The 20,346-nt window shown below is 68.3% G+C and carries 20 protein-coding genes; 9 read left to right on the plus strand and 11 right to left on the minus strand.

Annotated elements, in window-relative coordinates:
- Window positions 1-64 precede the first annotated feature (64 nt).
- The 4 genes from E2L08_RS13685 to E2L08_RS13700 are packed head-to-tail and all read left to right on the plus strand — an operon-like array spanning window position 65 to window position 3,348.
- Window positions 65-805 (plus strand): transporter substrate-binding domain-containing protein, encoded by a 741-nt coding sequence (locus tag E2L08_RS13685; protein ID WP_133397657.1) that lies wholly within the window; start codon window positions 65-67, stop codon window positions 803-805.
- A gap of 4 nt (window positions 806-809) precedes the next feature.
- Window positions 810-1,646 carry an AAC(3) family N-acetyltransferase gene (locus E2L08_RS13690; RefSeq protein WP_133397658.1) on the plus strand — a complete coding sequence of 279 codons (837 nt, stop codon included), beginning with the start codon at window positions 810-812 and terminating at the stop codon, window positions 1,644-1,646.
- A gap of 41 nt (window positions 1,647-1,687) precedes the next feature.
- Window positions 1,688-2,545, plus strand: coding sequence for an ABC transporter permease (locus E2L08_RS13695; protein ID WP_133397659.1), 858 nt, complete (start codon window positions 1,688-1,690; stop codon window positions 2,543-2,545).
- Complete coding sequence (locus E2L08_RS13700; protein ID WP_133397660.1) at window positions 2,542-3,348, plus strand: ABC transporter permease; 807 nt, start codon at window positions 2,542-2,544, stop codon at window positions 3,346-3,348. The genes E2L08_RS13695 and E2L08_RS13700 overlap by 4 nt, the downstream gene beginning before the upstream one ends.
- Here E2L08_RS13700 and E2L08_RS13705 read toward each other — a convergent pair.
- The 11 genes from E2L08_RS13705 to coxB all read right to left on the minus strand — a co-directional run bounded on the left by E2L08_RS13705 (window position 3,345) and on the right by coxB (window position 13,152).
- On the minus strand, window positions 3,345-4,769 hold the full coding sequence (locus E2L08_RS13705) for an FAD-binding oxidoreductase (protein WP_133397661.1): 1,425 nt from the start codon (window positions 4,767-4,769) through the stop codon (window positions 3,345-3,347). The two genes, E2L08_RS13700 and E2L08_RS13705, sit on opposite strands and share 4 nt — an antisense overlap.
- Window positions 4,766-5,599, minus strand: coding sequence for an MBL fold metallo-hydrolase (locus tag E2L08_RS13710; RefSeq protein ID WP_240758238.1), 834 nt, complete (start codon window positions 5,597-5,599; stop codon window positions 4,766-4,768). Before E2L08_RS13710 ends, E2L08_RS13705 begins: the two co-directional genes overlap by 4 nt.
- A 67-nt stretch (window positions 5,600-5,666) precedes the next feature.
- The gene (locus E2L08_RS13715) at window positions 5,667-6,251 is read right to left on the minus strand and encodes a GNAT family N-acetyltransferase (protein ID WP_133397726.1); all 585 of its coding nucleotides are present in this window, start codon (window positions 6,249-6,251) and stop codon (window positions 5,667-5,669) included.
- Window positions 6,251-7,513, minus strand: coding sequence for a M16 family metallopeptidase (locus tag E2L08_RS13720; RefSeq protein ID WP_133397662.1), 1,263 nt, complete (start codon window positions 7,511-7,513; stop codon window positions 6,251-6,253). Before E2L08_RS13720 ends, E2L08_RS13715 begins: the two co-directional genes overlap by 1 nt.
- On the minus strand, window positions 7,510-8,889 hold the full coding sequence (gene thrC, locus E2L08_RS13725) for a threonine synthase (RefSeq protein WP_133397663.1): 1,380 nt from the start codon (window positions 8,887-8,889) through the stop codon (window positions 7,510-7,512). Before thrC ends, E2L08_RS13720 begins: the two co-directional genes overlap by 4 nt.
- The gene (locus E2L08_RS13730; protein ID WP_133397664.1) at window positions 8,886-9,572 is read right to left on the minus strand and encodes an SURF1 family protein; all 687 of its coding nucleotides are present in this window, start codon (window positions 9,570-9,572) and stop codon (window positions 8,886-8,888) included. The genes thrC and E2L08_RS13730 overlap by 4 nt, the downstream gene beginning before the upstream one ends.
- An 89-nt stretch (window positions 9,573-9,661) precedes the next feature.
- Window positions 9,662-10,453 (minus strand): cytochrome c oxidase subunit 3, encoded by a 792-nt coding sequence (locus E2L08_RS13735; protein WP_133397665.1) that lies wholly within the window; start codon window positions 10,451-10,453, stop codon window positions 9,662-9,664.
- Between the two features lie 19 nt (window positions 10,454-10,472).
- Window positions 10,473-11,030 (minus strand): cytochrome c oxidase assembly protein, encoded by a 558-nt coding sequence (locus E2L08_RS13740; RefSeq protein WP_133397666.1) that lies wholly within the window; start codon window positions 11,028-11,030, stop codon window positions 10,473-10,475.
- On the minus strand, window positions 11,027-11,221 hold the full coding sequence (locus E2L08_RS13745; RefSeq protein ID WP_133397667.1) for a cytochrome c oxidase system small membrane protein: 195 nt from the start codon (window positions 11,219-11,221) through the stop codon (window positions 11,027-11,029). The genes E2L08_RS13740 and E2L08_RS13745 overlap by 4 nt, the downstream gene beginning before the upstream one ends.
- A gap of 1 nt (window position 11,222) precedes the next feature.
- Entirely contained in the window at window positions 11,223-12,152 is a 930-nt protein-coding gene (gene cyoE, locus E2L08_RS13750) for a heme o synthase (RefSeq protein WP_133397668.1), read from the minus strand.
- Between the two features lie 28 nt (window positions 12,153-12,180).
- Window positions 12,181-13,152: a cytochrome c oxidase subunit II gene (gene coxB / locus E2L08_RS13755; RefSeq protein WP_133397669.1), complete on the minus strand. Its 972-nt coding sequence runs from the start codon at window positions 13,150-13,152 to the stop codon at window positions 12,181-12,183.
- A gap of 176 nt (window positions 13,153-13,328) precedes the next feature.
- Here coxB and tldD point away from each other — a divergent pair, with 176 nt between their 5' ends.
- The 5 genes from tldD to E2L08_RS13780 all read left to right on the plus strand — a co-directional run bounded on the left by tldD (window position 13,329) and on the right by E2L08_RS13780 (window position 20,276).
- Window positions 13,329-14,750, plus strand: coding sequence for a metalloprotease TldD (gene tldD / locus E2L08_RS13760; protein WP_133397670.1), 1,422 nt, complete (start codon window positions 13,329-13,331; stop codon window positions 14,748-14,750).
- 127 nt (window positions 14,751-14,877) lie between these two features.
- Window positions 14,878-16,044 (plus strand): DNA-processing protein DprA, encoded by a 1,167-nt coding sequence (gene dprA, locus E2L08_RS13765; protein WP_338069524.1) that lies wholly within the window; start codon window positions 14,878-14,880, stop codon window positions 16,042-16,044.
- A gap of 54 nt (window positions 16,045-16,098) precedes the next feature.
- Window positions 16,099-18,813 carry a type I DNA topoisomerase gene (gene topA, locus E2L08_RS13770; protein WP_133397672.1) on the plus strand — a complete coding sequence of 905 codons (2,715 nt, stop codon included), beginning with the start codon at window positions 16,099-16,101 and terminating at the stop codon, window positions 18,811-18,813.
- Between the two features lie 117 nt (window positions 18,814-18,930).
- Window positions 18,931-19,653, plus strand: coding sequence for a CoA transferase subunit A (locus E2L08_RS13775; protein ID WP_133397673.1), 723 nt, complete (start codon window positions 18,931-18,933; stop codon window positions 19,651-19,653).
- A complete protein-coding gene (locus E2L08_RS13780) occupies window positions 19,653-20,276 on the plus strand; it encodes a 3-oxoacid CoA-transferase subunit B (protein ID WP_133397674.1) in 624 nt (207 codons plus the stop codon). Before E2L08_RS13775 ends, E2L08_RS13780 begins: the two co-directional genes overlap by 1 nt.
- Window positions 20,277-20,346 lie beyond the last annotated feature (70 nt).

Consider the following 20,346-nt stretch of genomic DNA (forward strand, 5'->3'; position numbering starts at 1 on the left):
TTCGGGTCAGGTTTCATAAGCTGCGGGCTCGATTTGCGATCACAGTCCATCAGCGAGAACCAGAATGAAGAAACTATTCCTCGGCGCCGCCATCGTCGCCCTGACCGCCGGCGCCGCTTCGGCCCAGAGCTCGGGTCAGACCGTGCGGCTCGGAACCGAAGGCGGATACCCGCCCTACAACTTCCTCGACGACAACGGCGAAGTGGCCGGGTTCGAGCGCGAACTGGGCGACGAGCTTTGCGCACGGGCCGAACTGACCTGCGAATGGGTCACGAACGAGTGGGACTCGATCATCCCCAACCTCGTTTCGGGCAATTACGACGCGATCATCGCGGGCATGTCCATCACCGATGAACGCGACGCGGTGATCGACTTCACCCAGCCCTACACGCGGCCCGATCCGTCGGCCTTTGCGGCGATGGGCGATGTCGCGCTGGACGAGGCGGTGATCGCGGCCCAGACCGGCACGATCCAGGCGGGGCATGTCGCCTCGATGCCGGGGGCCACGCTGGTCGAGTTCGCCACCCCCGAGGAAACCGTCGCCGCGGTGCGCAACGGCGAGGCCGACGCGGTGATCGCCGACAAGGCGTTCCTCGTGCCCATCGTCGAGAACGAGGGCGACCTGAACTTCATCGGCGAGGATGTCCTTCTGGGCGGTGGCATCGGGCTCGGCCTGCGCGAGAGCGACGATTCGCTCCAGCAGCAGTTCGACGCGGCGATCGACTCGATGAAGCAGGACGGATCGCTGAACGCGCTCATCGAGAAATGGCTCCCCGGCTCGGCCAAGTTCGACGACGCCGGCTGACCCCATGGCGCCGCGCACTCGGGATACGTGCGCGGCGCCCCCTCTCGTCACCGGCGTCGATATCGCCGCGGCGCTGCGTGCCGCCGGGCTCCGACCCGGCGGTGTGCTGCTGGTGCATGCCGCGCTTTCGCCGCTGGGCCATGTTGTCGGCGGGGCCGAGGCGGTCGTTCTGGCCCTGCGCGAGGCCGTGGGCCCAGACGGTACGCTCATGGCGCCCGCGCAAAGCTGGACCAATCTCGACCCCGCATCGGGCGTGCACGACCGCCCCGAGGCCGACTGGCCGGCGATCCGGGCGGGACTGCCGGGCTATGACCCGGCCACGACACCGTCGGACCGCATGGGGCGCGTGGCCGAGGTGATCCGCACATGGCCGGGCGCCCGGCGCAGTCCGCATCCGGCGCGCTCATGGGCGGCGCTCGGTCCCGAGGCGGACGCGCTGACCGCAATCCACGATGCCCACGACCCGCACGGCCCCGGCTCGCCGTTGGGCCGGGCGCGGGAACGACGGGCCAGCATCCTGCTGCTGGGCGTGGGTTATGGCGCCTGCACCGCACTCCATCTTGGCGAGACGCTGACGGCGCGCCCCGGCGATCCGATTAAACGCCATACCAGTTGGATCAGGACCGCCACGGGGCGGCTGGCGGTCGACTATACCACGCCTGCCTTCGATGCGGCGCCGTTTCCCCGAATCGGCGCGGCGTTCGAGCGCGTGGCGGGGCTTGGGCCGCATCCGCTGGGTGCGGGGCATCTGCGCCTCATCCCCATGGCACCGCTCGTCGATTTCGCGGTCGAGTGGCTCGGGCATGCGCGCGGGGTTTCCCCGCGCGATCCTTCGCGCTAGGCTCGGGCATCCCGGCATAGCGCGCCCCGGAGGGACGGCACATATTCTCCTTCTGCTCAGACCCGGCCGCTCTTGACGGGATATCCTGGTTTGCCTGCTACCTGACCACGGGCAAGCACCTGGCGTTCTATGCCTCGTTCGGAACGGTGCTGCTGCTGCTGGCAGTCACGGCGCCGGCGGCGCTGTTGCTGGGGTTCGGCGGCGCGGTGGCGGCGCGCGCCCGGTTCTGGCCCGCACGCCTGCTGGGGCAGACCTATATCGCGCTGGTGCGCGGCGTGCCCGATATCGCGTTTTTCCTGTTCTTCGTGATCGCGCTCGACCAGGGCATCGAATGGCTGCGCCACCAGGCGCTATGTCCGGGCTGGGATCTGCCCGTGCGGCAGGGCAGCGATTTCGTCGTCTGCCCCGAGGCGAAACTGCCGCAGGGCAATGCCCCGCAATGGGTGCACGAAACCTATGGATTTTTCATCGCGGCACTGACATTCGCCATCGTTTTCGGCGCCTTCGTCGGCAACGTTCTGGCCGGAGCGATGCGCGCGGTACCCAGGGCGCAGATCGAGACCGCACAGGCCTATGGCATGACCCCCGCGCAGGCGTTCCGCCGCGTTCTGGTGCCGCAGATGTGGATTTATGCGCTGCCGGGGCTCGGGAACATCTGGATGGTGCTCATCAAGGCGACGCCCCTGCTGTTCCTTCTGGGGATCGAGGATATCGTCTATTGGGCGCGCGAGCTTGGCGGCACCAAGACGCCCAATTTCACCGATTATCCGCATGGCGACTGGCGCGTGTGGTATTTCCTCGCCCTGCTGGTGTTCTACCTCGCGCTGACGCAGGTGAGCCAGATGGTGCTCGACCGGCTGATGCGGCGGGTCCGCGTCGGTCAGGCGGTGGCGGGATGAGCTGCTGGCAGACGATCCAGGACTACGCGCTGCGTTCGATCGGGATCGGTGAGCGGCTGCTGCCGCGTGAGGATTTCACCCTGTGCCAGCAATTCACCCTGATCGGGTCGGGGATGCTGTGGAACATATATCTCGGGGTGGTCGCGCTGGCCGCGGGGTTCGTGCTGGCCACCGCGCTGGCCACCGCGCGGCTGTCGCCGCGGCCGATCCTGCGTAAGCCGGCCGAGTGGTTCGTCTTCGTGTTCCGCGGCTCGCCGCTCTTCATCCAGTTCTTTTTTGCCTATTTCGCCTTTCTCTCGCTCAAGGGCTATTCGCCGCTGTTCGACCCGTTCACCTCGGCATGGGCAGGGGCGCTGGTCGTGCTGTTCTTCAACACGTCGGCCTATTCGGCCGAGATCTTTCACGGCGCGCTGAGGGCCATTCCGCGCGGCGATCTCGAGGCCGCCGATGCCTATGGGCTGACGGGCTGGACCCGGTTCCGGCGCATCACCTTTCCCACGATGCTGCGGCTGGCCTGGCCCGCCTACACGAACGAGGCGATATTCCTGTTCCACGCCACGGCACTGGTGTTCTTTTCGGGCTTTCCGGCGTGGCAGCAGCGCGGCGATGCGCTGTATTACGCGAGCTATTTCGCCGACAAGACCTTCAACCCGTTCATCCCCTACCCGATCCTCGCCTTCTACTTCATTCTTCTGACGCTTGCGGTGATCGGGGTGTTCGGCATGCTCGGCGCACGGTGGAGCAGGCATCTGCCCCGCGAACGCCGCACGCGGTCGCGGCTGAGGCTGAACCTCCTGCGCTAGTCCGACGCCCCGGCGGCACGCAGCACCGCCCCCGGATTCATGATCCCCAGCGGGTCGAGCGCCGCCTTGATCGCGCGCATAGCCTGCAACCGCGCCGGGTCGCCGTACCGCTCGAGCGTCGCGACCTTGAGCCGCCCGACCCCGTGCTCGGCCGAGAACGATCCGTCGCGGGCCGCAACGTCTTCGTTGACGATCTCGCGCAGCGCCTCGGCCCGGTCGGCATAGTCGTGTTTGGTCCGGCCGGGGGCGGGGAACAGGTTGTAATGTAGATTGCCGTCGCCCAGATGCCCGAAGGCGTTGATGCGGATATCGGCCATGGCGGCCAGCCGCGCGCCGCAATCGCGCAGGAATCCGGGGATCTCGCCGATGGGCAGCGAGATGTCGTTCGAGGCGATGGACCCCACCGCCCGGTTGGCCAGCGGGATATGTTCGCGCACGGCCCAGAGCGCGGCGGCCTGCGCCTCGCTCGACGCGAGCACCCCGTCCGAGACGAGCCCCGCGCCCGACGCATCCTCGAACAGGGCCTCGAGCCGGGCGGGCGCGTCCTCGCCCCGTGTGAGGCCGTATTCCAGCAGCACCGCCCATTCGGGGATCGCGGCAAAGGGCTGCCGGATATCGAACCCTCCCTCGACGAGGAAACGCATCCCCTGCCCCGAGATCAATTCGAACGCGGAAAGCGACCCGAGCGCATCGGCACGGTGGAACAGGTCGATCGCCGCTTCGGGCGACGGCACGACCAGCATCGCGACGCCCCGGCTGGCCGGGCGCGGAAACAGGCGCAGCGCGGCGGCGGTGATGACGCCCAGCGTGCCCTCGGCCCCGATCAGCAGGTTGCGGATATCGTAGCCGGTATTGTCCTTGCGCAGCCGCCGCAGCCCGTGCAGCACCGCGCCATCGGGCATCACCGCCTCGATCCCGAGGCACAGGTCGCGCGCGTTGCCCCAGCGCAGCACGTTCACCCCACCCGCATTGGTCGACAGAAGCCCGCCGATCCGGGCCGACCCTTCGGAGGCGAGCGACAGCGGAAAGAGCCGCCCGGCCTCGCGTGCGGCGTCCTGCACATCGGACAGGATCGCGCCCGCCTCGGCCACCAGCACGTTCTCGTCGGGCCAGACGCGGCGGATGGCGCGCATCCGCTCGAGGCTCAGCACGATGGGCGCGGCCCCGTCCGGCATCACCTGCCCGCCGACAAGCCCCGTGCCGCCGCCCCAGGGCACGATCCCCACCCGCTCGGCCGCGGCGAACCGCACGATGCGGGCCACCTCGGCCGTATCGCGCGGCGCCAGCACCGCGCCCGCGCGGCCCTGCCACATGCCCCGCGGCTCGGCCAGGTAGGCCGGCGCGGTCTCGCGCAGGGTGCCGTCGGACAGGTCGGGGCCCAGCCGGTCGAGCAGAGCGGTCGTCAGCGGGCGAAGGGTCATTCGTGGGTCAGGAACTCGGGTCTGAGGACCACCACCGTGGGCCGGTCAGGCAGGTTGCGCAAGCCGATCTCGACCGTGCTGCCGTCGCGCATGTCGATAGCGAACCGATCCGACACCCCGTCGAGGAACCGCGCCAGCGTCGCCGGGCCGAACCAGTGCATCGGGATCACCACCGAGGCCCTGAGCCGGTCGAGAACGCCGATCATCGTCGGCAGGTCCAGCGTCAGCCCGCCATCGACCGCCGCCATGACCACGTCGAGCCGCCCCAGCGCGGCATATTGCGCCTCGTCCGGGGCGTGGTGCAGGTGGCCGAGATGGCCGATGCACAGGCCCCCGGCCTCGAAGACGAAGATCGAATTGCCGAACCGCTCGACCCCGGTCATGCCGCCGCGGATATCGGTCGCGACATTGCGCACGAACAGCTCGCCAAGGTCGAGCCGGTGGCGCGCGGGGGCCACGCCATCGCCCCACCCCTCGAGCACGTGGGCAATCCGCGGATCGGGGCGGGCCGTCCAATGCGTGGAATGGGCGCGGTTCATGGTTACCACGTCCGGCACGAAATCGGCGCTGCCGATAAAGCCGTTGTAATCGGTCACGGCCGACACCCCCCCGGCCGTCCGGATGAGAAACATCGAATGGTCGATATAGCTGATGCGCACGGCGTGATCGTCGCTGACCGGCGCGCGCCAATCCGCGAGCGTCAGGTACTCGATCCCCGGCGCGGCATCGGCGATGGCGATGCAATGGCTCATCCGCTCTTGCGCGGGCGCGGCCACGGGCGCGAGCATGAACAGGGTCAAAAGGCAGGCGGCAAGGCGGCGGGCGAACATGTCGGGTCTCCGTCGGCGGCGGGCGCGATCATGCTAGACCACGCGGCCCCGTCGGGCGAGCACGCCGTCAGGACATATCGACACGGCCCCGCCGGTCGCCGCGCAGGTTCGCGAAGAGGACATGGTTGCGCCACCGCCCGGCGATCTGGAGATAGCTCTGCGCGACGCCCTCGTACTTGAACCCGGACCGCTCGAGCACCCCGCGAGAGGCCGCGTTCTCGGGCAGGCAGGCGGCCTCGACCCGGCTCAGGTCGAGCTTGCGAAAGGCGTGATGCACCACCGCCTCGATGCTTTCGCGCATGTAGCCGCGGCGCTGGAACGGCTCGCCGATCCAGTAGCCGAGCGTGCCCGATTGCGCCGGGCCGCGCCGGATATTGTCGAGCGTGATCGCCCCGACCAGCGTCGAATCCTCGCGCCGGATGAGAAACAGCGGGATCGCCTGTTCGGACCGGATCGAGCGCGCGGCCCAGTAGACGCGATTTGTAAAGCTCTTGCGCGTCAGGTGGTCGGGAGCCCATGTCGGCTCCCACGGCTGGAGGAACGCCGCGCTGTCGCGCCGCAGCGCCGACCACGCCCGGTAATCGGATTGCTGCGGCGGGCGGAGGCAGAGACGATCGGTCTCGATCCGCAGAGTCCGCCCGCGCGCGAACATCACGCGGCGAGCCGCTCTTTCAGCCGCTCGAGATCGGGCGCGTCCCCGGCCGGCCCGTAAAGCGCCAGCGCCGGGGTCGAGGCATGGAGCGCCCGCCCGGCATAGTCGCGCACGTCGCGGGTCGTGACGGCGTCGATCTTTTCGATCGTCTCCTCGAGGCTCGGCACCCGGCCCCAGATCGAGGTCAGCCGCGCCAGCCGCTCGGCACGGGCCGAGGCGCCTTCGAGCCCCATGAGCAGCCCCGCCTTGAGCTGGGCGCGCGCACGCTCGACCTCGGCATCGGTCATGTCGTCGGCGGCCCGCTTCATCTCGTCGGCGGTCAGACCGACCAGCGCCCCGATCTGATCGGCCGATGTCCCGGCATAGACCGTCAGCATCCCGGTATCGTCATAGGCGCCCGCCTGCGCAAAGATCGAATAGCACAGGCCCCGCGTCTCGCGCAGTTCCTGGAACAGCCGCGAGGACATGCCGCCCCCCAGCGCGCTGGCATGGATCTGCGCGGTGTGGAAATCGGGGTCGCGATAGCTCGGCGCCTCGAAACCGAGCGTGAAATGCACCTGTTCGAAATCGCGGATCTCGCGCCGCTCGCCGCCGCGCCAGACGGCCTTTTCGGGCGCGGTCTTGACCCGCCCCGGCCGCCCGCCGAACATCGCCGTCGCATAGCGCATGATCGCGTCGTGATCGACCGCCCCCGCCGCGGCGAGGATCATGTCGCTCGCGGCGTAGCGTTCGCCCACGAAATCCGCCAGATCGCCGCGCCCGAAGGCCTGGACCCGTTCGGACGGCCCGAGGATCGGACGCCCGAGCGGCTGGTTCGGATAGGCCGCCTCCTGCAACCAGTCGAACACGATATCGTCGGGCGTGTCGGCGACCTGCCCGATCTCCTGGAGGATCACGCCGCGCTCGATCTCGATCTCGGCCGCGTCGAAGACCGGATTCAGCACGATATCCGAGATCACGTCGAGCGCGAGCGGCACATCCGCCTCGAGCACGCGGGCGTAATAGGCCGTCATCTCGCGGCTGGTATAGGCGTTGATATAGCCGCCGACATCCTCGATGGATTCCGCGATCTGGCGCGCATTGCGCGTTTCGGTCCCCTTGAACGCCATGTGCTCGAGGAAATGCGCGATGCCGTTCTGCTCGGCCCGCTCGTGGCGGCCGCCCGCCGTGACCCACACGCCGATGCTGGCCGACATGAGGCCGGGCATGTGTTCGGTCACGACCCGCAGGCCGTTGGGCAAGGTATCGCTGCGCAGGCTCATGCAATTCTCTTTTCGATCAGGGACTGGATCGCCGCGACGTCGTTCGCGACCTCGGTGACGCGCTCGGGCCGGTCAAAGAGATCGGCCATGCGCGCGGGCAGCGCCGGGCGCGTGCCGGTCGCCGCCTCGACCGCGTCGGGAAACTTGGCAGGATGGGCGGTGGCCAGCGTGACCATCGGCGCCTCGCCCGCCATCTCTTCGGCGACCTTCACGCCGACGGCGGTATGGGGGCACAGGATCTCGCCCGTGGTCCGGGCGATGCGGGCGATGGTGGCGCGGGTCTCGTCCTCCGAGGCGCGGCCCGAAACGAAATCCTCGCGCAGCGCCTGCATCGCGCCCTGGCTGATCTGGAACCCGCCCTCGCGGGCCAATTCGTCCATGAGCTGCGCCGTGGCGCGCCCGTCGCGCCCATAGGCCATGAACAGCGCCCGTTCGAAGTTCGAACTGACCTGGATATCCATCGACGGGCTGATCGTCGGCGCGACCCCCTGCTTGCGATGCGCGCCGCTGGCCATGGTGCGGTGCAGGATATCGTTGCGGTTGGTCGCGATCACGAGCCGGTCGATGGGCAACCCCATCTGCCGCGCCACCCAGCCGGCAAAGATATCGCCGAAATTGCCGGTGGGCACGGTAAAGCAGACGGGGCGATGTGGGGCTCCGAGCGCGGTGGCTGCGGCAAAGTAATACACGACCTGCGCCAGCACCCGCGCCCAGTTGATCGAGTTCACCGCCGTCAACCCGACGCGGTCGCGGAACGGGTGGTCGTTGAACATCGCCTTCACCGCTGCCTGGCAATCGTCGAAATCGCCATGCAGGGCGAGCGCGTGGACATTGGCCTCGGTCGGGGTGGTCATCTGGCGGCGCTGCACGTCCGAGACGCGGCCATGCGGGAAAAGGATGAAACACTCGACGTTGTCGAGCCCGCGAAACGCCTCGATGGCGGCCGACCCGGTATCGCCGCTGGTCGCGCCGACGATGGTGATCCGCTCGCCACGGCGCGCCATCACGTCCTGGAACAGCTGACCGATCAGCTGCATCGCGAAATCCTTGAAGGCCAGCGTCGGCCCGTGGAACAGCTCGAGCAGGAAATGGCACGGCGCCAGTTGCCTGAGCGGCGCGCGGGCGGGGTGGTCGATGGCGGCATAGGCGCGTTCGATCAGCGGGGCGAGGCGCGCGTCGTCCATCCCCGTGAAGGGGCGCATGACGGTCAGCGCCACCTCTTCGTAGGGGCGGCCGGCCATGGCGGCGATCTCGGAGGGGTCGAGTCGCGGGATCTCGGTCGGCACGTAAAGCCCACCGTCCCGCGCCAGCCCCGTCAGCATGGCCCCCTCGAAATCGAGCTCGGGCGCCTGGCCCCTTGTGGATTGATATCTCATCGCGTCCTCGACCTGTCGGATCTGGCCATACGCCACAGCAAAAGCAGTGTCATCCCCGCCCAGCCTGCGGCGATGGTGAACCACGTGATCGCGTATTGCAGGTGATCGTTGGCGATCGCCGCGGTTCCGACCGGCTGAAGCAGGATGCCCGGCAACGGCGGCTCGACGCCGCGCGCGACGACGAGGATCGGCTCGGTCCCGAGCGCCTCGGCCATCATGGGCACGTCGCGGGCATACCAGATATTGCGCTCGGCCTCGGGCGGCGGGGTGAAGCCATCGCTTTCGCGCGGCCAGTGCAGGTTGCCCTCGATCCGCAGGGGGCCGGTATCCGGCGCCGCGTCCTTGGCCGCGGTCGGGATCACGCCCAGATCGACCATGACCGCGCGCCCGGTCGTCGTCTCGAACGGCGCGATCACGCGGTATCCCGGTCCGGTCTCGGCGGTCGAGGTCAGGACATGCAGCGGGGCGCCGGCGATCGACCCCTCGACCGCGACGGGGCGAAAGCGCATCGCCTCGGGGTCGGGATCGACGGGCAGCGGTTCGGCGGGGCCTGCGATGCGCGTCTCGATCCGGTCGAGCATCTCGGTCTTCCACGCCAGCCGCTGGAGCTGCCAGACCCCCAGCGACAGGAGGATCGCAAGCCCCCCGAGACCGAGGGCGATGATCGAGATCCAGCGGGCCACGGGCGGGGTCACTCTTTATTGCTTGTTGCGGAACGACACCGGGCCGCCCCCGAAAGAACGGCCCGGCAAAACCTGCGGATCGTGAGGCGTCAGGAGCCCCAGATATAGATCGACGCGAAGAGGAACAGCCAGACCACGTCGACGAAGTGCCAGTACCAGGCCGCGGCCTCGAACCCGACATGCTTTTCGGGGGAGAAGTGTCCCGCCCTCAGCCGCAGGTAGCACACGAAGAGAAAGATCGTGCCGATGATGACATGCGCACCGTGGAAGCCCGTCGCCATGAAGAAGTTGGCGCCATAGATGTTGCCGGCAAAGCCGAAGGCCGCGTGGCTGTACTCATAGGCCTGGAAGAAGGTGAAGATCACGCCCAGCAGCACGGCGACGATCAGCCCGGTGGCCACGTCCTTGCGGTTGTTCTCGTGCACCAGCGCGTGATGCGCCCAGGTGGCGGCACAGCCCGAGCACAGCAGGATCAGGGTGTTGATGAGCGGCAGGTGCCACGGGTCGAAGGTCTCGATCGCCGGGGGCGGCCACTGGCCTTCGGAAAACGTCTCCATCGGGTAGAGGGCGTGCTTGAAGAACGACCAGAACCAGGCCGAGAAGAACATGACCTCGGACATGATGAACAGGATGAAGCCGTAGCGCAGGCCGATCCGCACGACCGGCGTGTGATCGCCCTCGTTCGATTCGGCCACGACATCGGACCACCAGGCGAACATCGAATAGAGCACGATGGCCAGACCGATGAAGAACGGGAACGGCGTGATGGCGTGCATCCAGAGCACGGCCCCGATCAGCATCACGAAGGCGCCGACCGAGGCGACGAACGGATGCAGGGAGGGGGACAGGATGTGGTAGTCGTGGTTTTTTTCTTGCGCCATTGGCGTGGTCCCTCGGGCTTCAGTTCAGGCTCGCCTGCCGATCGTCTTCGGGCAGGTCGATTTCGTAGAATGTATAGGACAGCGTGATGTGATTCACGTGTTTCGCGTCGCGATCCTCGACGATGGCCGGATCGATGAAAAAGCTGACCGGCATCTGCACCCGCTCGCCGGGCTGAAGCACCTGTTCGGTGAAGCAGAAGCACTCGATCTTGGAGAAGAACTGGCCCGCGTCATAGGGCGCGACGTTATAGCTGGCCTGCCCGGCGATGGGGCGGTCGGTCGGGTTGTAGGCCTCGTAGAAGGCCAGCCCCGTCTCGCCGATCCGCACCTCCATCTCGCGCTCGACCGGGGTGAACTCCCACGCCATGTCGCGCGACAGCGACCCGTCGAACCGCACCTTGATCGTGCGGTCGAGGATCTCGGCGCTTTCCGCGGCCGCGACGTTGGGCGTGCCGCCATAGCCGGTGACGCGGCAGAACCAGTCGTAGAACGGCACTGACGCCCAGGCGAGCCCGCCCATCACGACGACGACGCCGACGGTCTGGAACACGGTCTTGCGGCGGGGATCCATGGTCATTCCGGCGCCACCTCTCCGGGCAGGAGTTCGGGGCGCAGGACGTGGTCGAAGGCCTGCGTCGCGCCCAGTTGCTGAACCTTGACGACGGTCAGGCCGAACACGATCCCGATGAACCCGACGAGAACGAGCCCGAGGCCGATATTGCGCGACCGGCGCCGGATATGCATGTCGTGCAGCGTTTGAAGTGCCATGTCAGAGAACCCCCGCGCCCCTGAGCCCGGCATCCGCCAGGAGGGCGCCGAAATGAAGGAAAAGGTAGAGCAGCGAGAACTTGAAGAACTTTTTCTCGACGAGATAGCGGTCGGCCTCGGCGGCGGATTCGTCCCGTCGCACGATCTGCACCGCGCCGCGCAGCAGCCAGGCGTTCAGGGCCACCGCCGTCACGGCATAGACCGGCCCGCCCGCCGCCGTTACCGCCAGCCATACCGCGAACACGGCCAGCACGATCGAATAGGCGAGGATGTGGCGCCGGGTGGCCGGTCGGCCATGCGTCACGGTCAGCATGGGCACGCCGGCATCGTCGTAATCCGACCGCATGAACAGCGCGAGCGCCCAGAAATGAGGCGGCGTCCAGAGAAAGACCAGCGCGAACATCAGCACCGGCTCGAGCGAAAGCGACCCGGTCGCGGCCAGCCAGCCGATCATCGGCGGGAACGCCCCCGCCGCGCCGCCGATCACGATATTCTGCGGCGTCGACCGCTTGAGCCACATCGAATAGATCACGGCGTAGAAGAAGATGGTGAAGGCCAGCAGCGCCGCCGCCGCCCAGTTCGTCGCAAGCCCCAGCATGACGACCGAAAAGCCCGACAGGGCAAGCCCGATGGCCAGCGCCTCGCCGCCGGTGACGCGCCCCGAGGGGATCGGCCGCCCAGAGGTGCGGCGCATGACGGCGTCGATATCGGCATCCCACCACATGTTCAGCGCGCCCGAGGCACCGCCGCCCACCGCGATGAACAGGATCGCGCAAAACCCCACGAAGGGGTGCACCGCAACCGGTGCGACCAGCATCCCGACCAGCGCGGTGAACACGACGAGGGTCATGACGCGCGGCTTGAGCAGCGCGAAGTAATCGCCGAACTGGGCTTCGCCCTCGATGGCGCGCGTGGCGGAAAGATCGGTCATCGGATCGGTGGGGTCCTTTCGCGGCGGTTCAGTCGGAGGCCGGTTCCAGCGTCGCGGCATCCTCGAGCGTGGCGGCATCCTCGATCGCCGGGTCGCCCGCAGGGGCGGCGGCGGCGGTGACGGCCTCGCGCGGGGTGCCGCCATATTCGGCGATGGCCCAATCGAGCCAGGCGTCATACGTCTCCTGGTCGACGACCTTGACCGTGATCGGCATGTAGGCATGGGCGATCCCGCAAAGCTCGGAGCACTGGCCGAAATACACGCCCTCTTCCTCGGCCTCGAACCACAGCTCGGCCAGGCGGCCCGGCACGGCGTCCTGCTTCACGCCGAAGGCCGGGATGGTCCACGAATGGATCACGTCCGCGCCCGTGACCTGAACGACCACGGTGGCGCCCACGGGCACGACCATGGCGGTGTCGGTCGCAAGGCGGAACTCGTCCTCGGAATAGCCGGCCTCCTGAAGCTGGGCGCGCACCTCGTCCGTCAGGCGGTTGTCGCCGCCCGTGGCCGGGGCGCCGATCATGTAGCTGTCGAACGAGAAATCGTGATCGACATACTCGTAGCCCCAGTACCACTGGTAGCCGGTGGTCTTGATGGTGATGTCGCCCTCGGGGATCTCTTGCTGGTTGAACAGGATCGGCAGCGAGAACGCCCCGATGAAGACGAGGATCACGATGGGCCCGAGCGTCCACGCGATCTCGAGCGGGGTGTTGTGGGTGAAGGCCTTGGGCTCGTGCCCGCGGCGCGCGTTGTAGCGGAAGGCGATCCACAGCAGCAGACCCGTCACCAGCAGGGTGATGAGCGTGATGATGACGAGGATCATGTTGTCGAGCCAATGGATATCCGCGGCGAGGTCGGTAACCGCGGGCTGCCAGCCCATTCCGCCCGGCGCCGGCTTGCCGATGATCGGCAGATCGCCGATCGGGTTGTCCTGGGCCCGTGCGACGGTAGCCCCCGCGAGAAAGGCGGCCGGGGTGGCGAGAAGGGTGCTGAAACGCATCGGCATGTCCTGTGCAACAACGTCCGGGCGAGTCGCACGACCCGTCCCGTTGGAAATCCGTCGCTTGAAACCATATAAAAGCTGGGTGAACAAGACGAACCGTTGCGGCGAAGAGACACGGCGGGCAGCTTTTCATCGACATTTCGACCCGAAATCCCCCAAACTCCGAGGCATAGATGTCCGACGCCCCCTTCCGCCCCCTGTCCGACCGCATCGACGACGGCACCGCGCTGAAACTGCTGCGCGAGGCGACCGACGGGGCCGATGACGGCGAGCTTTTCCTCGAACGCCGCCGCGCCGAGGCAATCACCTTTGACGACGGGCGCATCCGCAACGCGAGCTTCGACGCGAGCGAGGGGTTCGGGCTGCGGGCCGTTCGGGGCGAGACCTCGGCCTATGCCCATTCGAGCGAGCTGACCGAATCCGCGCTGCGGCGCGCGGTCGATACCGCCCGGCTGGCGGTAGGCGCGGGCGGCGGGACGATGGCCGCGGGGCCGGTTCCGACCAATCGCAGGCTCTATCCCGATCTCGACCCCATGTCCGAGGCGGGGTTCCCGGCCAAGGTCGCGCTCTTGCGCGAGATGGATGCCGTGGCGCGCGAGCTCGATCGCCGGGTGGTGCAGGTCACGGCGAGCCTCGGGGCATCCCTGCAGGAGGTCGAGATCCTGCGGCCCGACGGGCAGGTCCTGCGTGACGTGCGGCCCATGTCGCGGCTGAACGTGCAGGTCATCGTCGAAGAGAACGGCCGGCGCGAGCAGGGCTCGACGGGCGGCGGCGGCCGCGAGGGGCTGGCCGCGCTGATGGAGCGCGACACGTGGGAGCCGCAGGTCCGCGAGGCGCTGAGGATCGCGCTGGTCAACCTCGCGGCCGAGCCCGCGCCCGCCGGGGTGATGGATGTCGTGCTCGGCCCCGGCTGGCCCGGCATCCTGCTGCACGAGGCCATCGGCCATGGGCTCGAGGGGGATTTCAACCGCAAGAAAAGCTCGGCCTTCGCCGGTCTGATGGGCACGCGCATCGCCGCGCCGGGCGTCACGGTGCTGGATGACGGCACGATTCCGGGGCGGCGCGGGTCGATCACCATCGACGACGAGGGCACGCCCTCGGGCAAGAACGTGCTGATCGAGGACGGCATACTCGTGGGCTACATGCAGGATCGCCAGAACGCCCGCCTGATGGGGGTCGCGCCGACGGGCAACGGGCGGCGCGAAAGCTATGCCCACATGCCGATGCCGCGGATGACGAACACCTACATGACGGGCGGCGACACCGACCCGGCGGCGATCCTCGCCGATCTCAGGGACGGGATCTATGCCGTGGGTTTCGGCGGCGGGCAGGTCGACATCACGAACGGCAAGTTCGTCTTTTCCTGCACCGAGGCCTACCGGGTGAAGGGCGGCCGCGTCGGCGCGCCGGTCAAGGGCGCGACGCTGATCGGCGACGGTGCGACCGCGCTGCGCCAGATCCGGGCCATCGGCAACGACATGGCGCTCGATCCCGGCATCGGGAATTGCGGCAAGGCCGGGCAATGGGTGCCGGTGGGCGTCGGCCAGCCGACATTGATGATCGGCGGGCTGACCGTCGGCGGCTCGGCCACCTGACGTTCCGGTTCCGTTTCATTAGGGATAACGCCGCGCGCCGGTTTCGTCGCGGCGTTTACCCCGCCTTAACCTTCGCGCGTCACATCTGGGCGGGCAAGTTGGCGGAGCTGGAACGGCCTTGGAGTTCATCCCTTCCCCACCCCTTCTCACCCCACCCCACTCTGAGGAAGAGTGGCTGGACTGGTTCCGCCTCTTGCGTTCGCGTCGCGTCGGCGTCGCGACCTTCTATCGCCTTATGGCCGAATACGGATCGGCGCGCGCCGCGCTCGACGCGCTGCCCGGCATCGCGCAGGCGGCCGGGGCGCGCGACTGGTGCGCCTGCCCCCCCGAGATCGCCGCGGCCGAACTGGCGCGCGGGCGGCGCGCGGGCGCGGTGCCGCTGGCCATCGGCGGCCCGTCATATCCCGCGATGCTCGCCGGGATCGACGATGCCCCGCCCCTGCTGTGGTGCCGCGGCGATCCCGCGCGGCTCGACCGTACCGCCATCGCGCTGGTGGGCGCGCGCAACGCCTCGTCGCTGGGATTGCGCATGGCGCGAAGGCTCGCCGGGGCCATGGCGGGCGACGGTCACGCCATCGTGTCCGGGCTGGCACGCGGCATAGATGCCGCCGCCCACGACGCCGCGCTCGAGGCCGGGGGGATCACCGTCGCCGTGCTCGCCGGGGGGGTCGATGTCGTCTATCCGACAGAGAACGCCGCGCTGACCGCGCGCATCGCCGAAAGCGGGGTGCTTTTGTCCGAGCAGCCCATGGGGCTCGCCCCGCAGGCCCGTCATTTTCCGCGGCGCAACCGCATCATCTCGGGGCTGGCGCGTGCCGTCGTCGTCGTCGAGGCTGCGGCGAAATCGGGCAGCCTCATCACCTCGCGCGACGCGCTCGACCAGGGGCGCGACGTGCTGGCCGTGCCGGGACACCCCTTCGACGCGCGCGCCTCGGGGGCGAACATGCTGATCCGCGACGGCGCGACGCTGGTGCGCGGGGCCGACGACCTGCGCGAGGCGCTGGCGCCTCCGGCCGCGCCCGCCGCGCGGCGCCGGACCCGCGCGGACCCGCCGCCCCCGCCCGCATCCGCGGGGCCCGAGGGGGCCGCGCTCGACCGGCTGATCCTGTCGCGGCTGGGGCCGTCGCCAACGCTCGAGGACGAGCTGCTGCGCGACATCGGCGTGCCCCCCGGCCGGGTGGCCCCGGCGCTGGTCGCGCTCGAGCTTTCAGGCCGGATCACGCGCGGCGCGGGCGGGATGCTGAGCCGTCCGTCCGAGCCTGCGGCGGGCGACGCCGCGGCATCCACCGATTGACAACCCCCGGCCATCGCACACATCTAGCCCCCTGTCTCTGATCGGGGTCCCATTATGGCCGTCGTCGTCGTCGAATCGCCCGCCAAGGCGAAAACCATCGACAAGTACCTGGGCGACGGCTATACCGTCCTCGCCTCGTACGGGCATGTTCGCGACCTGCCGCCGAAGGATGGGTCGGTCGACCCCGATAACGGGTTCGACATGCGGTGGGAGGTCGCGTCCGACAGCAAGAAACACGTCAAGGCCATCGCCGACGCGCTCAAGACCGACAACGAACTGATCCTCGCCACCGACCCCGACCGCGAGGGCGAGGCGATCAGTTGGCACCTCGAAGAGACGCTGCGCGAGCGCAAGGCGATCCGCAAGGATACCGCCGTCAGCCGCGTCGTGTTCAATGCCATCACGAAAAGCGCCGTGACCGAGGCGATGAAGAACCCCCGGCAGGTCGACGCCCCGCTGGTCGAGGCCTATCTCGCCCGCCGCGCGCTGGATTACCTCGTGGGGTTCAATCTCTCGCCCGTGCTGTGGCGCAAGCTGCCCGGATCGAAATCGGCCGGGCGGGTGCAGTCGGTCTGCCTGCGCCTGATCGTCGAGCGCGAAATGGAGATCGAGGCATTCCGCCCGCGCGAATACTGGACCGTCCGCGCCGGGCTGACGACGCCGCGCGGCAAGCCCTTCGAGGCGCGGCTGGTGTCGCTGGCGGGCCGCAAGCTCGAGCGGTTCGACCTGGCCAACGAGACGCAGGCCGAAATGGCGGTGCAGGCGGTATCGTCGCGCAAGCTCTCGGTCGTGTCGGTCGAGGCCAAGCCCTCCACCCGCAACCCCGCCCCGCCCTTCATGACCTCGACGCTCCAGCAGGAGGCGAGCCGCAAGTTCGGCATGGGCGCGCGTGCCGCGATGTCGACGGCGCAGCGGCTCTACGAGGCGGGCCACATCACCTACATGCGGACCGACGGCATCGACATGGCCCCCGAGGCGGTCAGCGCCGCGCGCGATGCGATCCGCGACCGTTTCGGCGCGGATTACGTGCCGCAGGCCCCGCGGATCTACAAGAACAAGGCCAAGAACGCGCAGGAGGCCCACGAGGCGATCCGCCCCACCGACATGGCGCGCGATGCCGACAGCCTCAAGCTGGCCGATGCCGATCAGCGCAAGCTCTACGACCTAATCTGGAAACGCACGCTCGCCAGCCAGATGGAGGCCGCGCGGCTCGAACGCACCACGGTCGAGATCGAGAGCCCCGATCGCCAGGTCGGGCTGCGCGCGACGGGGCAGGTCATGCTCTTCGACGGCTTCATCGCCATCTACGAGGAAGGTCGCGACGAACCGGCCGAGGATGACGACAAGCGTCTGCCGCAGATCGCCGAGGGCGACGCGCTCGGCTTTGCCGACAAGACTTTCGCCGACGAGGCCGCAAAAGCCGGGGCGGGTGCCTCGCAGCTCGGCCATGACGGCGCGGTTCTCGGGCTTCAGCATCATACCCAGCCGCCGCCGCGCTATACCGAGGCGACGCTGGTCAAGCGGATGGAGGAACTGGGGATCGGGCGGCCATCGACCTATGCCTCCATCGTCACCACGATCCAGGATCGCAAATACGTCCGCAAGGACAAGAACCGCCTGTTCCCCGAGGACCAGGGGCGGCTCGTGACCGCGTTCCTCGTCAATTACTTCCGCCGCTACGTTGAATACGACTTCACCGCCGGGCTGGAGGAGAGCCTCGACCATGTCAGCGCCGGCGAGGAGGACTGGAAGACCCTGCTCGACCGGTTCTGGCGCGACTTTCATGCCGCCATCGAGGAAACCGCCGATCTGCGGATTTCCGAGGTGCTCGACAAGATCGACGAGGTGCTGTCGCCGCATCTCTACCCGCCGCAACCCGACGGCTCGAACCCGCGGCTCTGCCCCAATTGCGGCAACGGGCGGCTGTCGATGCGCACGGCGCGGTCTGGCGGGGCCTTCATCGGGTGCTCGAACTATCCCGAATGCCGCTATACCCGCCCGTTCGGCCCGCCCGACCCCGAGGCCGAAGCCTCGGCCATCCCGCCCGAGGGCAAGCTTCTGGGCAAGGATCAGGGCGACGAGATCCGCATCTTCAAGGGGCGTTACGGCCCCTATGCGCAGCGCGGCACGGCGACCGAGGACAACCCCAAGCCCCCGCGCCAGTCGATCCCGCAGGACTGGACCCCCGAAGAGGTGTCGCTGGCCGATGCCGTGCGCCTGCTCGCCCTGCCCCGCCTCGTGGGACAGCACCCCGAGGACGGCGTTCCGGTCTGGGCGAATATCGGGCGCTACGGCCCCTACCTCAAACACGCCGAAAGCACCTCGGATCGGGGCGGCACGAACGCCAATCTCGAAACGCTCGAGGATGTCTGGACCGTGGGCATGAACCGCGCGGTGCAGCTTCTGGCGGAAAAGGTGGCAAGCCGCGGCGCACGTGGTCGCGCGGCCAAGCCGCTGCGCGAACTGGGCGAACACCCCGAGGCCGGTGGCCCGGTGGCGATCTATGACGGGAAATACGGCCTCTACGTCAAATGGGAAAAGATCAACGCGACGATCCCCGAAACCATCGACGCGGCCGAGCTGACGCTGGCGCAGGCCGTCGACCTGATCGACGAACGCGCCGCCAGGAGCGGCAAGAAAGTCGCGAAGAAAAAGGCCGCCCCCAAGAAAGCCGCGACCAAGAAACCCGCGGCCAGAAAGGCGGCGACAAAGAAACCCGCCGCCGGGAAAGCACCGGCGAAGAAGGCCTCCGCCGCGAAGAAGGAGTAGCCCGCGCCGCCTGCCCGACCGCGGCGGGCGCGCGTGGATCGCGCAAAACGGCAAGCCGTGCGTTGACACCCCATGGCGCCCGGCCCGATATGTTCGGGACGGACAAGGGACGGTTTTATGCAGAAGATATATGACGACGCGGCCTCGGCGCTCGATGGCCTCCTGCGCGACGGAATGCTGATCGCGGCTGGGGGCTTCGGGCTCTGCGGCATCCCCGAGCTGCTTCTTTCGGCGATCCGCGATGCGGGCCCGAAGAACCTGACATTCGCCTCGAACAACGCGGGCGTGGACGATTTCGGGATCGGCATCCTTTTGGCGACCCGACAGGTCAGCAAGATGATGTCGTCCTATGTGGGCGAGAATGCCGAGTTCATGCGCCAGTATCTCGAGGGCGAGCTCGAGGTCGAGTTCAACCCCCAGGGCACCCTGGCCGAGCGGATGCGCGCGGGCGGCGCGGGCATTCCGGGCTTCTACACCAAGACCGGCGTCGGCACCCAGATCGCCGAGGGCAAGGAACACAAGGATTTCCCCACCGGCCCGGACGGCGCGCCCGAGACCTATATCCTCGAGCGCGGGATCGTCGCCGACCTCGCCATCGTCAAGGCATGGAAGGCAGACGACACCGGCAACCTGATCTTTCGCAAGACGGCGCGCAACTTCAACGTGCCGGCGGCGATGTGCGGCCGGGTCTGCGTGGCCGAGGTCGAGGAAATCGTGCCGCGCGGCAGCCTCGACCCCGACCATATCCACCTGCCCGGCGTCTATGTGCACCGCCTCGTCCAGGGCGATCACGAAAAGCGCATCGAACAGCGCACCACCCGCAAGAAGGAGTCCGCGTGATGCCCTGGGACCGCAATCAGATGGCCGAACGCGCCGCGCAAGAGCTCGAGGACGGCATGTATGTCAATCTCGGGATCGGGATTCCGACGCTGGTCGCGAACTATACCGGCGACAAGGACATCACCCTGCAATCCGAGAACGGGATGCTCGGCATGGGCCCCTTCCCCTATGAGGGCGACGAGGATCCCGACCTCATCAACGCCGGCAAGCAGACCATAACCGAGCTCGACCGCACCGCCTATTTCGACAGCGCCACCAGTTTCGGAATGATCCGCGGCGGCAAGATCGCGGTCGCGATCCTCGGCGCGATGGAGGTTGCCGAGAACGGCGATCTCGCCAACTGGATGATCCCCGGCAAGCTGGTCAAGGGCATGGGCGGGGCGATGGATCTCGTCGCGGGCGTCGGCCGCGTGGTCGTGGTCATGGATCACCAGAACAAGAAGGGCGAGTCCAAGCTGCTGCGCGCCTGCACCCTGCCGCTGACCGGAACGGGCGTGGTGGATCGCGTCATTACCAATCTCGGCGTTCTGGACGTGGTCGAGGGCGGGCTGAAGATCGTGGAAACCGCCCCCGGCGTGACCGAGGACGACCTGCGCGCGGCGACCGAGGCCACCATCGTCTGAACCGGCAACGGCCGGCGGCGGATCGCGAGTGATGCCGCCGGCCAGGCCTATGGGGCCATGAAATCGCCCC

Origin of the sequence: Palleronia sediminis (genome assembly GCF_004358695.1) — a bacterium.
Classification (GTDB): domain Bacteria; phylum Pseudomonadota; class Alphaproteobacteria; order Rhodobacterales; family Rhodobacteraceae; genus Palleronia; species Palleronia sediminis.

Bases quoted from the DNA above. Each gene is read 5' to 3' on its own strand.
- E2L08_RS13685 (WP_133397657.1), top strand. From the start codon at position 65: ATGAAGAAACTATTCCTCGGCGCCGCCATCGTCGCCCTGACCGCCGGC.
- cyoE (WP_133397668.1), bottom strand. From the start codon at position 12,152: ATGACCGATCTTTCCGCCACGCGCGCCATCGAGGGCGAAGCCCAGTTC.
- E2L08_RS13775 (WP_133397673.1), top strand. From the start codon at position 18,931: ATGCAGAAGATATATGACGACGCGGCCTCGGCGCTCGATGGCCTCCTG.
- E2L08_RS13705 (WP_133397661.1), bottom strand. From the start codon at position 4,769: ATGACCCTTCGCCCGCTGACGACCGCTCTGCTCGACCGGCTGGGCCCC.
- E2L08_RS13710 (WP_240758238.1), bottom strand. From the start codon at position 5,599: ATGTTCGCCCGCCGCCTTGCCGCCTGCCTTTTGACCCTGTTCATGCTC.
- E2L08_RS13735 (WP_133397665.1), bottom strand. From the start codon at position 10,453: ATGGCGCAAGAAAAAAACCACGACTACCACATCCTGTCCCCCTCCCTG.
- E2L08_RS13740 (WP_133397666.1), bottom strand. From the start codon at position 11,030: ATGACCATGGATCCCCGCCGCAAGACCGTGTTCCAGACCGTCGGCGTC.
- thrC (WP_133397663.1), bottom strand. From the start codon at position 8,889: ATGAGATATCAATCCACAAGGGGCCAGGCGCCCGAGCTCGATTTCGAG.
- E2L08_RS13745 (WP_133397667.1), bottom strand. From the start codon at position 11,221: ATGGCACTTCAAACGCTGCACGACATGCATATCCGGCGCCGGTCGCGC.
- coxB (WP_133397669.1), bottom strand. From the start codon at position 13,152: ATGCGTTTCAGCACCCTTCTCGCCACCCCGGCCGCCTTTCTCGCGGGG.
- tldD (WP_133397670.1), top strand. From the start codon at position 13,329: ATGTCCGACGCCCCCTTCCGCCCCCTGTCCGACCGCATCGACGACGGC.
- E2L08_RS13780 (WP_133397674.1), top strand. From the start codon at position 19,653: ATGCCCTGGGACCGCAATCAGATGGCCGAACGCGCCGCGCAAGAGCTC.
- E2L08_RS13715 (WP_133397726.1), bottom strand. From the start codon at position 6,251: ATGTTCGCGCGCGGGCGGACTCTGCGGATCGAGACCGATCGTCTCTGC.
- topA (WP_133397672.1), top strand. From the start codon at position 16,099: ATGGCCGTCGTCGTCGTCGAATCGCCCGCCAAGGCGAAAACCATCGAC.
- E2L08_RS13720 (WP_133397662.1), bottom strand. From the start codon at position 7,513: ATGAGCCTGCGCAGCGATACCTTGCCCAACGGCCTGCGGGTCGTGACC.
- E2L08_RS13700 (WP_133397660.1), top strand. From the start codon at position 2,542: ATGAGCTGCTGGCAGACGATCCAGGACTACGCGCTGCGTTCGATCGGG.
- E2L08_RS13690 (WP_133397658.1), top strand. From the start codon at position 810: ATGGCGCCGCGCACTCGGGATACGTGCGCGGCGCCCCCTCTCGTCACC.